This window comes from Photorhabdus sp. RM71S (genome assembly GCF_042879355.1).
GTDB classification, from domain to species: Bacteria; Pseudomonadota; Gammaproteobacteria; order Enterobacterales; family Enterobacteriaceae; genus Photorhabdus; species Photorhabdus kayaii.
The window spans coordinates 120059-132738 of record NZ_JBHFKV010000004.1 but is presented as its reverse complement, the minus strand read 5'-3'; the positions used below and the strand labels follow the sequence as shown (position 1 = coordinate 132738).

The 12680-nt window shown below is 34.8% G+C and carries 8 protein-coding genes and 4 pseudogenes; 8 read left to right on the top strand and 4 right to left on the bottom strand.

Annotated elements, in window-relative coordinates:
* Window positions 1-33: 33 nt before the first annotated feature.
* Window positions 34-1584 (bottom strand): phosphoethanolamine transferase, encoded by a 1551-nt coding sequence (locus ACGF5R_RS03815; protein ID WP_262981170.1) that lies wholly within the window; start codon window positions 1582-1584, stop codon window positions 34-36.
* A 416-nt stretch (window positions 1585-2000) separates the two neighbouring features.
* Here ACGF5R_RS03815 and ACGF5R_RS03810 point away from each other — a divergent pair.
* The 3 genes and pseudogenes from ACGF5R_RS03810 to ACGF5R_RS03800 form a co-directional block, all read left to right on the top strand.
* Window positions 2001-2175, top strand: a pseudogene (locus tag ACGF5R_RS03810) (IS30 family transposase); the annotation flags it as partial.
* Between the two features lie 605 nt (window positions 2176-2780).
* Complete coding sequence (locus tag ACGF5R_RS03805) at window positions 2781-3812, top strand: phage tail protein (protein WP_262981169.1); 1032 nt, start codon at window positions 2781-2783, stop codon at window positions 3810-3812.
* A gap of 603 nt (window positions 3813-4415) precedes the next feature.
* Window positions 4416-4544 (top strand): annotated as a pseudogene (locus ACGF5R_RS03800) (recombinase family protein); the annotation flags it as partial.
* A 31-nt stretch (window positions 4545-4575) separates the two neighbouring features.
* Here ACGF5R_RS03800 and ACGF5R_RS03795 read toward each other — a convergent pair.
* Together ACGF5R_RS03795 and ACGF5R_RS03790 are read right to left on the bottom strand one after the other, a co-directional pair.
* On the bottom strand, window positions 4576-5202 hold the full coding sequence (locus tag ACGF5R_RS03795) for a tail fiber assembly protein (protein ID WP_262981168.1): 627 nt from the start codon (window positions 5200-5202) through the stop codon (window positions 4576-4578).
* Window positions 5202-5942 carry a phage tail protein gene (locus ACGF5R_RS03790; RefSeq protein WP_387689830.1) on the bottom strand — a complete coding sequence of 247 codons (741 nt, stop codon included), beginning with the start codon at window positions 5940-5942 and terminating at the stop codon, window positions 5202-5204. The genes ACGF5R_RS03795 and ACGF5R_RS03790 overlap by 1 nt, the downstream gene beginning before the upstream one ends.
* A gap of 417 nt (window positions 5943-6359) precedes the next feature.
* Between ACGF5R_RS03790 and ACGF5R_RS03785 the strand changes: the two are divergent.
* Window positions 6360-6523: pseudogene (locus tag ACGF5R_RS03785) on the top strand (type II toxin-antitoxin system HicA family toxin).
* A 24-nt stretch (window positions 6524-6547) separates the two neighbouring features.
* Window positions 6548-6844, top strand: a pseudogene (locus ACGF5R_RS03780) (type II toxin-antitoxin system HicB family antitoxin); the annotation flags it as partial.
* A gap of 229 nt (window positions 6845-7073) precedes the next feature.
* Here the strand turns inward: ACGF5R_RS03780 and ACGF5R_RS03775 are convergent.
* On the bottom strand, window positions 7074-7562 hold the full coding sequence (locus ACGF5R_RS03775; RefSeq protein ID WP_262981629.1) for a hypothetical protein: 489 nt from the start codon (window positions 7560-7562) through the stop codon (window positions 7074-7076).
* A gap of 928 nt (window positions 7563-8490) precedes the next feature.
* Here ACGF5R_RS03775 and ACGF5R_RS03770 point away from each other — a divergent pair.
* The 3 genes from ACGF5R_RS03770 (at window position 8491) to ACGF5R_RS03760 (ending at window position 12665) form a co-directional block, all read left to right on the top strand.
* Window positions 8491-9471, top strand: a complete 981-nt coding sequence (locus tag ACGF5R_RS03770) for a glycosyltransferase family 2 protein (protein ID WP_262981628.1) — start codon at window positions 8491-8493, stop codon at window positions 9469-9471.
* A gap of 638 nt (window positions 9472-10109) precedes the next feature.
* The gene (locus ACGF5R_RS03765) at window positions 10110-11660 is read left to right on the top strand and encodes a phosphoethanolamine transferase (protein WP_387689827.1); all 1551 of its coding nucleotides are present in this window, start codon (window positions 10110-10112) and stop codon (window positions 11658-11660) included.
* A 99-nt stretch (window positions 11661-11759) separates the two neighbouring features.
* Window positions 11760-12665 carry a GNAT family N-acetyltransferase gene (locus tag ACGF5R_RS03760; protein WP_112878618.1) on the top strand — a complete coding sequence of 302 codons (906 nt, stop codon included), beginning with the start codon at window positions 11760-11762 and terminating at the stop codon, window positions 12663-12665.
* Window positions 12666-12680: the final 15 nt, after the last annotated feature.

The window sequence follows — 12680 nt, the reverse complement described above, 5'->3', positions numbered from 1 at the left end:
AGACCTTATTTACATTCTTCATAATATAAAAACTCATCTTGGAATTTTATCTTCTGGTAATGAACTATACTTCATGATTTTATTACTAAAGTTCAGAACATCATCTTGGTTTTCACATAGTTCATTAGACAACATTTTACAATTTTCAGGTATTGTAGACTCTTTAATACCTGTCCACTCTGAAAATAGCGTTAAGAAATTCATTGAATTACGTTGAGCGTTAATAATCTTACGTGACGTATCATCATAAGATGTAATAAACATAGGAACCTGATAATTTTGCTTATATTTATCATTATGAGCAAGCCTCATCTTCTTAGTATCTTTCTCAAAGAAAGAAACCCCATGATCAGCAAAATACATCAAAGACCAGCTCTTCTCATTTTTCTGTACTTCATCAGTAATTATTGATAGCAAGTCATCAGTGTTTTCAATACTCTGTATATAGCAAGAAACCTGCTCTGATTTAAAAAATACTTTGTATTCATAATTTGTTCTGATACAAGCGGGAGAATGAGACCCCATTAAATGGATAACAATTAGCTTCTTTTCTTTTTTATCCTCTAAGGCTTTTTTCACAATCGGTATTATATTTGCATCTGGCATATTTCTGTTAAGGCCAGAACTGGATTCACCTTTTTTAATAAATAATGGAGAATCAGCCCTTGCACCCATACTGGCAACTGGAGTATCAAATACTCCCATAGAACCTTGATTTGATATCCAGTAAGTATAAAAGCCAGCTTTTTTTGCTAATGTAACAATATTATTGCTTAGAAAATCTTTACCATCTTTGACCATTGCTAATGAATTTTCCAGTGATATTTGGGTTGATGGACCTGCTGAGATATAATTTGTAAAAAGAGTCCCATTAGTAGTGTTCATAAAAAGTGTATTATGTATCGGGAATCCATACGCATTCATAAAATCTCTACGTACACTTTCTCCAATCACAACAATGTAGGTGTTATATTTTGATTTTGCCGATACTGTTCCCCACGTATCTTTTTCACTTAGTATTTGTTGCATTTTTTTATATTCACTTTTTACCCTTATAAAGTTGATAGTGACATCTTTGACTGCTCTAATTTCAGGAAGTCCAGAGTCAAGAATATTTAACTCCTTACCCTGTATAAAAGCTTTTAAAGGGTGATGTATTGTAGTAATTAATGCAAAAGAAAATAGAAGAACATTAACATTTCTATGTAAATTAATGCTTACTTTCAGAGATAACAAACAAAAGATCAAAATAAACGCACTAAAAAGATAGTGTTCAGTTGGAATAGAAGAGATGAATTCACTAGCCTCTTGTTCGTTTGTATAGAATAGCGAAAGAATTGAGTTGAAGTTTGGTGAGCCGTATGTAAGCCCGATAGGAGCATAAACGAGAGCTGCTATACCAAGAACGATAAGCAGAAGTTTGTAAACCACAGTGGCCTTGTTTAGTAATAGAAAAACAGAGAATATAGCGAACACATACGCTATTTTTAAGCGATAGCCTAAAGCTATATGAGTTAAAAGGCAAAAAATGAAGAGTGCAACAACTGGTAATAGCTTGATTAAGTGGTTTTTTGTAAGTTTCATATTTATCTATCAATAGTACATCGTGTAGTAGTGAAACGCAGTGTAACTTTCAAAAAGTAGAAAAAACGGAGATTCAATTTCTTCATCCAGCCGAATTTTCTATTGATACTATACTATGTATTTTTCGCTATGTGAATAAGGTTAATTTCAGCTAAAAACTAAACCGGAATACTTTAACTATAATATGGAATGACTTGCACAGCACAAGAATATCACTGAAACCTACCAATTGTAGGAAAATGCACATAATATACCATAGCTGGATTCGACTAAAGTAAGTGCACTTTTCAGGAAGGACTGTCAGTTGTTATACTTCAGCATCTTAACTCGCCAAAAGAAAATGCATTATGGCCTATAAACTCTTAAACGCTCAAATTCATTTCGTGCATCCTTACGTTCCCATAGAGTGATTCGTCAATGAAAACACAAATGGATTGATTCGCCAATACTTTCCAAAGAGAACAGACTTTTCAATCGGTGACAAGATAGGAAATGACATTCGTCATGGACAAGTTGAATAATAGCCTACACAAAAAATTGGAGTATAAAACACCTCATGAATTATTTTCAAATAAAGAAAATTCTTTTTAGTATGGTAAAATCATTTGTACTTATTACGTAAATACACAATATCTTACTCTTATCACAGGGCTGCTTATGTAGCCCAATAGCAATTAAAGTCAGAAATCTCACATGTCATTTGAATTGATAAAATTTCGGTGACGCATTTTTTATCAAAATGTGTGGTTTATTTTAGATATTTATTCTTGCTTAGCTACATCATCAAAACCAACTCACAATTTCATTTGATTACCGTTTTTAGAACTGGAGACTCAAGTGCATTGATGAGATTGTGATATTCTTGAACATGATAGATTAGATGTCAGGGTTCAGATACCTAAAGATTCAGAGTGGAATGTTAAGCGGAGAGAGTTGCAGGAAAAGATAGAAGAGATAAGGGAAAAATAACTTCAATATGTTAAATATATATTTATGAATGTATTTTCAATTCCAAAATGTTGAACTGATTATTACTGTTAATTATACAAAAATAGTTAAACTCATAAGGAATAATAACAACGCATTATTATTTTTCTGAGTTAGACTTTGGTTGGTGTGAGTTGCAGAGGGATCATTTTTATAATTATTGAAATATATTGATTATGAAATGGTATTATATAATTTAAGGAAGACATATGAATCACAAGAATGATTTTAAAGCTTTTTCTATTAATAATAATGCAAATGTAGTGAGTCAAGAAAAATATGAAGAAAATCAGAGTCTAAAAACTGGATTTCCACCAGATGATATTACTGTTCATTTGCTCAATAAGGTATTACGTCAATCGTCAACAATAGCATCTGTTGTGTCTAATTTTATTGCAACATATTCCGGCAATGATGTTTTGGACGATGGGGATATAGTTAAACTCGCGGCCCAATTAAATAGAGCGTTAGAACAAAAAATTGCAACCGAAGTACCAAATGCCTCATTAACACAGAAAGGTGTTGTTCAGCTTACGGAGGTGGTTGGTAATGGTAATACACTTGCTGCAACTCAGAAGCTAGTTTCAGATGTAAATAATAATGCTAACAGCAGATTATCCAAAAACCAAAATGGTGCAGATGTTCCTAATAAAAATGAGTTTGTGAAAAACTTGGGTTTAGTGGAAACGGTCAATTTGGCGAAAAGTGCATATCCAAAATCAGGCGGTGTTGTAAATGGGAATGTGGATGCAACGGGATATGTTTCCGGTAAGGGAGTATATGAAGCATCGGGTATTCGGGTATATAGTTCGATAAACAAGCCGTCACCCGGAGAACTAGGTGCATATACGACGGGTGACTGTGATAGGCGGTTTCAACTCAAAGGAAATTACGCCCTAGCAGGACAATCATACACAAAGTCCGAATCTGACTCTCGATATTTACAAAAAAATACTGGGGTACTCAGAACACAGGAGACAGTTATTTGGTCTGGTTGGGCTGGGGTCGATGCCACAATAAATACCAGTAGCGATATTTTAGGACGTTTAGTATACATGAGATTCGGAGAGTGGTCGCAGAAAGGCTGGTATTTTCCAGTACCAATTCCAGTGGCTATTGGTAGGATAGCGGTATTTACTCTGATGGGTGATAACTGGCTGACTATCCGTACTACTGGAACCCGAAGTTTTGTGATAGTAGCGACGCCTATTTACTGGGATCAAGTGATTATTAGTGAATAAAATGAGTAATATGAAAAAATCAAATACAGTAATCGGATTTCAGATTGAATATCCCATATCAGTTACAGGATAGAATGTATTGCGCAGATACTAGGTGCAACCTGAAAAACCAAAACAATATCAGGGCCAAATGGCGCTGATATTGCAATGAATTTTGTTGCTTCGGCCATTCAATATCGGGAGCCTGTAAAACATCTACCCTATTTAAGCAACACTCTGGGACAAGTTTTCAATTTATCTTTTACAAAAGGTAAAGGGTGAACAGCCCTTTTTTCTATAATAACAAATACGCTTCAGTAAACTTTGCATCCGGTGACCAGATGATATGCATTACAGTTCCATTGTTTGTGAGTTTGTAATGCAAAATTCCTCCCATAAGAACACTTTGCATAACCTCAATATTATCCTGAGGAGGTGTAATAATAGGAACGAACTTTCCCTGTTGTTTATTATTAACAAATAATGTTGAACCGCGAACGTCCCGGCTAAATGTAACAGTGCGTCCCTCTAGCCCAGCACCTCCTACTCTAACCCAACAGGTATTCACTCCACTTTTCCAATACCTTTCGTCACTCTCTCTTTTAATATAACTTTCTCCTCTAACTGCATAATCTCCCGCATTTACAAAGAAATGCGTTGATAAGTATAAATTGCGAACAGATTTTTGAGGATAAATTAAGTGGAAAAACAACTAACAGACCCGGTTTAAAGCGGGCTTTAAGACAGCTTAAAAAATGATAAAGCCGGTCGCCCGGCCCTGTTCTTATTTAGGCTGTGGCGGCCATTCCACATCTGGCGCTTGATCAACATCCACACGAGTAAGCAATACCCGATACTTTTTCCACTCAAGCAAAGCCGCTTTCTCTGAATCTGTAGCGACTTCTAGGTCAACAGAATCTTGTAGCAATGAGAGTGTTTCATTTGCTTGTTGTAACAGTGCTGCTTGTTTCTGCTTTGCATCGTTGATTTGATGAGATTTCAAGAGGTCCTTGTCAACCACCCACTCTTTACCATCCCACTTGTCGTAATCGGTATCAGGCTTCTTGAATGTTAGTGTGTCGGGTAATTCACCAAGTTCAGTAATTCCTTGTGGCAGGCGAGTTTGTATGTTGTAAGCTGTTTTTCCACGGTAATCGGGTACAACTTCCCAGTGATCTCCGTTTACTGTGCGCCTAACAGCCATGGAATCGGATTCAGGAAGTGTCGGAGCATCTATATAGGAACTGGCCGGTATTCCTATCCCCTTCATCAGATATTCCGGTGTCGTGCCTATAAATTCCCCTGAATGAGGCGCTGCATGGTAGATTGTTAGCCAGCCGGCTTTTTCTGCCAATCCATCTTTACCCAATATTGCTGTTTCCGGTTCTAAAGAATATTTTTGTTCTGTCATTATGCTGCTCTCACTATGTAGTTAAAGGCGATGTTGCGGGGACGGGTTTCACTTCCGCCTGTTTCGTTAGTTGGGCCTAAACTACGCGGGTTTCTATTACCTCTGCCAACTCGGTTACCCGATGAACCTGCATCATCTCCATTCAAAGTATGGCTATGGGATTTAAACTCGTCAGCTTGCCACGACAAAACTCCACGACCACGATCTACCCCCCGCCCATCATCCCAACCCCGGATAAATTCACCGCGTAAATCAGGAAGTACACCTGATGGATAAGCAGCGGCTAACTTCGGATATAGAGACTTATTAAATGATTGGCCGTTGCACGTAAGGTAACCTGATGGGGGATTTGGTAGCGGCCATGGGATTGGTGCACCAACAGGAATGTTATTTGCAGCGCTAACTTGTTCAATTGTTGCCAGTTCTGACCAATCTTTCTCAAACCCATAACTATCACGAGCTGAACGATAAGCAAGCCCTCCATTTTTGTAATGCACTTTTAGCTGAAATGCCGGACAACTTCCAATTCCGTTACAAAAGTGAGCAACAAGCTGGCTGTCCCCAGGACGCTGCAAATCATATAACCCCGTATCCACGTTCCAAGGGACTTGATTATTAACAGAATATGTTCCTCTTAATCCGAGTTTAAACGCCCCCACATCCCCGGCATTCAAACTGACATCCCCGGTCAGTGCTTTGCCATTAATTTTCCGGCTGCCCGGCACGGCACTTTTCGCCAAATTGACGGTTTCTGATAAACCAATGTTTTCTGTAGCCCGTTAACTGACGGTAATCTTTGTCAAGGCAGATTTTAAAAGCATTCAATGGGACTCAATATGGTAAAAATCGGGTAAATCTGGGTATCAATAAATAACCAAAATGATGATTGAGAAAGAAATATATTAACCATGATGGAATTACGAACAATAATTGAGTGATAAATATACAGAAAATTAGCTTCACCTTGCTTTATTTGCTCAGAAATTTCATCACATTGCCCTTCAAGCAACAACGCTCTGAATTCTGGAGGTAGACCTACCGTAACGCTATATTTTGCAACATCACGTATTAGCGAATTTCTTACCCATAGTTCACTTGAGATAAATAAATTTACTTTGTGTGTATGCGTGCGGATGTTGATGTCAGGTTGGGAGGATATGAAATCAACTGACCTGATAAAAGAGCTGTTGCCGTTGGATGCGAACTTAGAAGGCTACAGAAGGAGTCACCTATAACCGAAAAGACATTCCCGGTCCCGCATTCCAAAAAAGATCTGCCTATCGGCACCGTCAAATCTATAAAGAAAATGGCGGGGATTTAATCCCCGCCGACTTTGGAGGTCATCATGTTTTTCTCAGTAGGTGTTGAGTTGCCGAAAGATGAAAACACCGCGTATGGTCTAGTTATTCCTGCGTTGTGTACTGAAAATTATGGCTGTTTTTCTGCCGCTGATAATAAAGAAGACATCGCGATAATGGCGCGTGAGGCTATCTTGCTAACAGTAGAAGATATGGTCTCAAATAATAGAGCAGTTGAACATATTCAGGATACTGGTTATCTGGTTTATGCAAAAAACACAGAATATCAATATGTTGATAGTTGGTTTGTTATCGATGTTGATTTGTCTGAATTTTCCGGAAAGTAACAATGTTGTTCCTGGTGCTAAAAAAGCCTTTAATATTATTACTGTATAAGATCATAGAAACGGGAAAGTCATTAATAAATCTATAATTCGATTATAGCAATGCGGTTGATATCTCAACTGTTTCCGATATTGAATAACAAAGGAGCTTTGAAAGATAAGTTGAATGAAAGGGCTGTCCTGTAATTCATAGTCATGCATATTTGATTGTATCTATAATTATGAGAAATTATGGCCTGACTTTTTTCACCCATGAACGAACAAATACACGCCAAAACATCAAACGCAAAGCTGTTAAAAGCTTGCGTTTTCTTTTTTGTATATCTAGCTCGCTTACTGTTGAATGACCTTCATTTCCTATAGATGAGTTGCGGAAATGCTCTGTGAGATTTATAACGGAAGGCACAATAGCTTTAAGTTTGATTACATTATTTTCTCTAAGTAATTTCCACTCGTCTGCTACTAGCCATACAGGACGTAAGAAATCAAGTAAGCGTTTTGCAGCAAATTTGTTTATAACATAGTCATGAGTTAAAGCCGCATCGATAACACTAACTAAATGGTAATCTTTGATAAGTGGTTTTTTAAAAGTATATATGTACCCATTAATTTTTATTAATAAAAAAACATTTGGTTTATGGGTGTTATTATTATCTATAATTATCAAAAAATCCAATATTTCTCTGATATCTCTGCCTATTTCAGCATCATCCTCCATAATCAAAGCTAGGTTGTGTCCCGCAATTCATTTGGACTGGCTGAAGGTGAAGAGAAAACGTCAATTCCGTTCATTTTTTGAACCATCAATCTACATTTTTGCTATCAATCACCGAGAAAACTGCATGGTTTTTCACTGTGCAGACAGTTGAGGGACACAGCCTAGTTGTATATTTTCTTTAACTATTTTTTCGTAAATTTTTAAATGGCTTAAAGAGCCATCTGGCTCACCGAAAGTCATTGCACTTTTATCAAAATCTGGACAAAGTACTTTAATTTCATCTTATGATAATTCTCGGCCATTCACAGCCTCAATGAATTCAACATTAAGATCTAATTTTTCAGCTTGATATTGTATGGTTTTTTTTCGTTCTGTAAACCTAAATAACGTTTCATAATTCTGCTACACATGGCCTTCTTCAACCCATTGTTATACATAGAATTATGAGTGGTATAAGATGTAGCACTATTTTGGAATCTTATTTAGATTCAGATAGCCGTTTTTAATTTTTCGATAATTACTAGCCTACAGAAAACTATATTCTTAACTGTGTAAAAAAATAAGGCTAATTCAATATAACAGCAAAAATGCAGCTTAAAAGCTATAAAAAGATAATGGAAGTGTGATGATACAGGACTGATTTATTAGTGAAAGAGTAATAATGTTGCTAGATAGAGAACATTTTTCACAGTAAATCTTCACCTTAGTCATTAATTGATACAATTAATCAGGGAAAAGCAGTATAATACCCTATGTCAATCATATTGATAATCAATTAAATGTCTTTAAATTTAACAATTAGGAGCAAGAACACTGATGTTGGTTAAATTCACATATGTATTTATATCAGAATATATATTCAGTATTGAAAGCTCTTTATTGAATAAATCTAAAGAGTTCTTGTAGATAACTAGCGGATTGTACTATTATGAATAATGATATATTAGTTTCAATTATCATCCCGGCCTTTAATGTCGAAGATGTTATAGAAAATGCTATTAATAGTATTTTGAATCAGACATATAAAAACACTGAGATTATTATTGTCAATGATGGATCAACTGATGGCACAATGGATGTACTTAACCAACTGTCTGAACAACATTTTAATATTGAAGCGTTTTCTCAAGAAAACAGAGGGATTTCCGCAGCAAGAAACTTTGGCTTAAGTAAAGCCAAAGGAGATTATGTCACCTTTCTAGATAGTGATGACTCTTTTGAACCTTCGTTTATTGAATCAGTGTTGCGAAAAAATAGTGAGATAAAGAGTGATATTACTTTTTGTTTATTCAAGAATATTTATACAGGTGTAAGGGAAATTTGTTCTAAAGATTATCGAAATTTAGATAATCTGGCATTCAATTTTTTGAATTTCGATTATTTTGGCATTTGTTGCATGTTAATAAAACGTGATTTTTTGCTAAAAAACAAAATTTTGTTTGATGAAAACCTAATTGTGGGAGAAGATATTTCATTTATTTTGTCATGTATCTGTAAGGCGAAATTTTCTTACATCCCAGAATATCTCTATAATTATATTTACCGAAATGATTCCATCATGAATAAGAAGTGGGATGTAAAGAATTATATAGATGAAATCCAAGCTTGGGATAAGATTTATCAAGATATGGATACACAATACCATAAGGAAGATCGTGAAATCTTTATGAGGAAAGTTAAATCAAAAGCCCTGAGCTTAAAAGGCCAGTTAATGTGGAAAATGCTAGCTTCCAAAATGTTTGATGAACTTTCTTCTTTTTTGTCCGATTTTTCTTACCAAAGACAAGATGCTGAATTTATCCGGAAGAGAAATAAGTTTTTATTTAGGCTAAAAATAATCAACTCTAAAAATAAAATAGTTTGGTTGTTGGCTAATTTATTACTGACTAAAAGAAAAGACAGAATTTAATTTTTAGATAGTTATGAAAAAACCTAGATGGCCTACATAAATAGGCCATCTAAGACTGCTAATAAGCTCTATACTTTCCAATTAACAATTCTTCATAGTATGAAATTTATTTGGGAATTTTATCTTCTTTCACTGGTCAGTTATGTGTATTTCATAATGTACTTTCCTTTGGCTAGAAAAATTCTGAAATATAGCAAGTGCGTCCTCCATTGAAAAATGCACAATTTAAATTACAGGATCGATTGTAGCTCATTAATTCACAAAGACTCTTAATAAATAAATTTTTCAAAATATTCAATATGGCTAAATACGGTAAAATTTAGCTGTTCATATATTTAAGAACTATTTAATTCATTTTCTCCTGCTACTACGATTTATTATCATATGGTATTACTCGTATTTTTCCATACTAGGAGGTTGTAGTGATGCTTCTATGCTATATAGGTCATTTTATATAATAAATGAAGTATTCTGGTTTATAACGTAACTAAGATTTCTCTTGTTCACATGACGAAAAATACATAGTATAGTATTAATAGAAAATCCGGCTGGATGAAGAAATTGAATCTCCGTTTTTCCTACTTTTTGAAAGTTAAACTGCGTTTTACCACTACACGATGTACTATTGATAGATAAATATGAAACTTACAAAAAACCACCTAATCAAGTTACTACCAGTTGTTGCACTCTTCATCTTTTGCCTTTTAACTCATATGGCCTTAGGTTATCGCTTAAAAATAGTGTATGTATTCGCTATATTCTTTATTTTTCTATTGCTAAACAAGGTCACTGTGGTTTATAGGCCCCTGCTTATCGTTCTTAGTATAGCAACTCTCGTTTATGCCCCTGTCGGGCTTACATATGGACCACCAAACTTCAATTTAATTCTTTCGTTATTCTATACAAACGAACAAGAAGCTAGTGAATTTATCTCTTCTATTCCAATTGAATATTATATCTTTAGTGTGTTTATCTTGATCTTTTGTTTATTCTCTCTAAAAGTAAACGTTAATTTACATAGAAATATCAGCGTTTTTCTATTCTCTTTTGCATTAATTACCGTAATACACCACCCTTTAACAGATTTTATACAGGGTAAGGGATTCAATATTCTTAACTCTGGACTTCCTGAAATTAGAGTAGTCAAAGATGTTACTATCAACTTTATAAGTGTGGAAAGTGAATATAAAAAAATGCAAAAAATGCTAAGTGAAAAAGATACGTGGGGAACAGTATCGGCAAAGTCTAAATATAGTACCTATATTGTTGTGATTGGAGAAAGTGTACGTAGAGATTTTATGAATGCGTATGGATTGCCGATACATAATACACCTTTTATGAGCACTGCCAATGGGACACTTTTTACGAATTATATCTCAGTAGGTCCATCAACCCAAATATCACTGGCAAACTCACTAGCAATGGTCAAAGATGGTAAAAATATTTTAAGCAATAATATTGTTACATTAGCAAAAAAAGCTGGCTTTTATACTTATTGGATATCAAATCAAGGTTCTATGGGAGTATTTGATACTCCGGTTGCCAGTATGGGAGCAAGGGCTGATTCTCCATTATTTATTAAAAAAGGTGAATCCAGTTCTGGTCTTAACAGAAATATGCCTGACACAAATATAATACCAATTGTGAAAAAAGCCTTAGAAGATAAGAGAGAAAAGAAGCTAATTGTTATCCATTTAATGGGGTCTCACTCCCCTGCTTGTATCAGAACAAATTATGAATACAAGGTGTTTTTTAAGTCAGAGCAGGTTTCTTGCTATATACAGAGTATTGAAAACACGGATGACTTGCTATCAATAATTACTGATGAAGCACAGAAAAATGAGAAGAGTTGGTCTTTGATGTATTTTGCTGATCACGGAGTATCTTTCTTTGAGAAAGATACTAAGAAGACGAGGCTTGCTCATAATGATAAATATAAGCAAAATTATCAGGTCCCTATGTTTATTACATCTTACGATGATACATCTCGTAATATTATTAACGCTCAACGCAATTCAATGAACTTCTTGACACTACTTTCAGAGTGGACAGGTATTAAAGAGTCTACAATCTCTGAAAATTGTAAAATGTTGTCTAATGAAATATGTAAAAACCAAGATGATGTCCTGGACTTTAATAATAAGGTCATGAAATATAGCTCATTACCAGAAGATAAAATTCCTAAATGAATTTTCATACTATGAAAAATATAAACAGGATATGTGTTGTACCTGATTTATAGATATGTCAATGCTCTATTATGAACTCTTTAAAGGATAAAAATTTAGATGAAAACATTACTACCTCTATTTGGATGGGAAGAAGCTAGTATTGACGATTATCGTGAATGTTACCGTATGTATGGTGGAGGATTGGCAACACACCCGATTGTTTTAGATTTCATTCATAAACATTTCAAATGTGGTGAAAAGTACTATGTGCGGAGGAATTCTGACAGATTATTGACTGCGGCCATATGCGTGTGGAGAGGGAAGTTCCTTGCAAATGATCCCTGTACTCCATTATCAAAATATATCCGTATAGCTATTCCTAATGATGAATTAATTATCTCTGCTGCTCGGGAATGCAGATTTATATTGCCTATCAAATCAAAATTTATATCTCCTTTAAATATAAAAAATGTGATTAATTCAACATATATATTTAACGCTAATAGAAGAGTGTGCATTGCTAAAGAGTTAGGTAACGAAGGAATATCAATAAAATCTCAAAATAAATATAAAGATCGATTGAAACGCTTCCTAAAGGCTGGAGGAAAAATTGTTGATTGTGAATCTTTCAGTCCAAGAGAAATAGCAGACATTTATTTTTCTCTTACTGAGAAAAGATGGGGTTCTTGTTGTGTGGATAGGGAACTAACTCAAGAATTGTTTGAACTAATCCAACCTCTCATATGGGGTAATATATTATTTTACAAAGATAAACCCTGCGCATTTCATTTTATTACAAAGACATTTACTTCTGAACACACTATATTTGAATTTATCCAAGCAGGAATGGATATATCAGATGAGTTGAGGAAACATTCTATTGGCTCCTTGCTAATTTGGAGCAATATAGAGAAGGCTCATTCTCAATATGAAAATGCCAGGTATTCCTTCGGCTGTCCATCTAGAGAATACAAACTCAGATGGTGTAACCTACAACCCATTGGCAGAATATTGAGTCTGTAAAATTAAAAAGATCTA

What these genes read in the sequence shown, in the direction of transcription:
- ACGF5R_RS03805 (WP_262981169.1), top strand. Translation starts at nt 2,781, where the DNA reads ATGAATCACAAGAATGATTTTAAAGCTTTTTCTATTAATAATAATGCA.
- ACGF5R_RS03765 (WP_387689827.1), top strand. Translation starts at nt 10,110, where the DNA reads ATGAAACTTACAAAAAACCACCTAATCAAGTTACTACCAGTTGTTGCA.
- ACGF5R_RS03775 (WP_262981629.1), bottom strand. Translation starts at nt 7,562, where the DNA reads ATGGAGGATGATGCTGAAATAGGCAGAGATATCAGAGAAATATTGGAT.
- ACGF5R_RS03815 (WP_262981170.1), bottom strand. Translation starts at nt 1,584, where the DNA reads ATGAAACTTACAAAAAACCACTTAATCAAGCTATTACCAGTTGTTGCA.
- ACGF5R_RS03760 (WP_112878618.1), top strand. Translation starts at nt 11,760, where the DNA reads ATGAAAACATTACTACCTCTATTTGGATGGGAAGAAGCTAGTATTGAC.
- ACGF5R_RS03770 (WP_262981628.1), top strand. Translation starts at nt 8,491, where the DNA reads ATGAATAATGATATATTAGTTTCAATTATCATCCCGGCCTTTAATGTC.
- ACGF5R_RS03795 (WP_262981168.1), bottom strand. Translation starts at nt 5,202, where the DNA reads ATGACAGAACAAAAATATTCTTTAGAACCGGAAACAGCAATATTGGGT.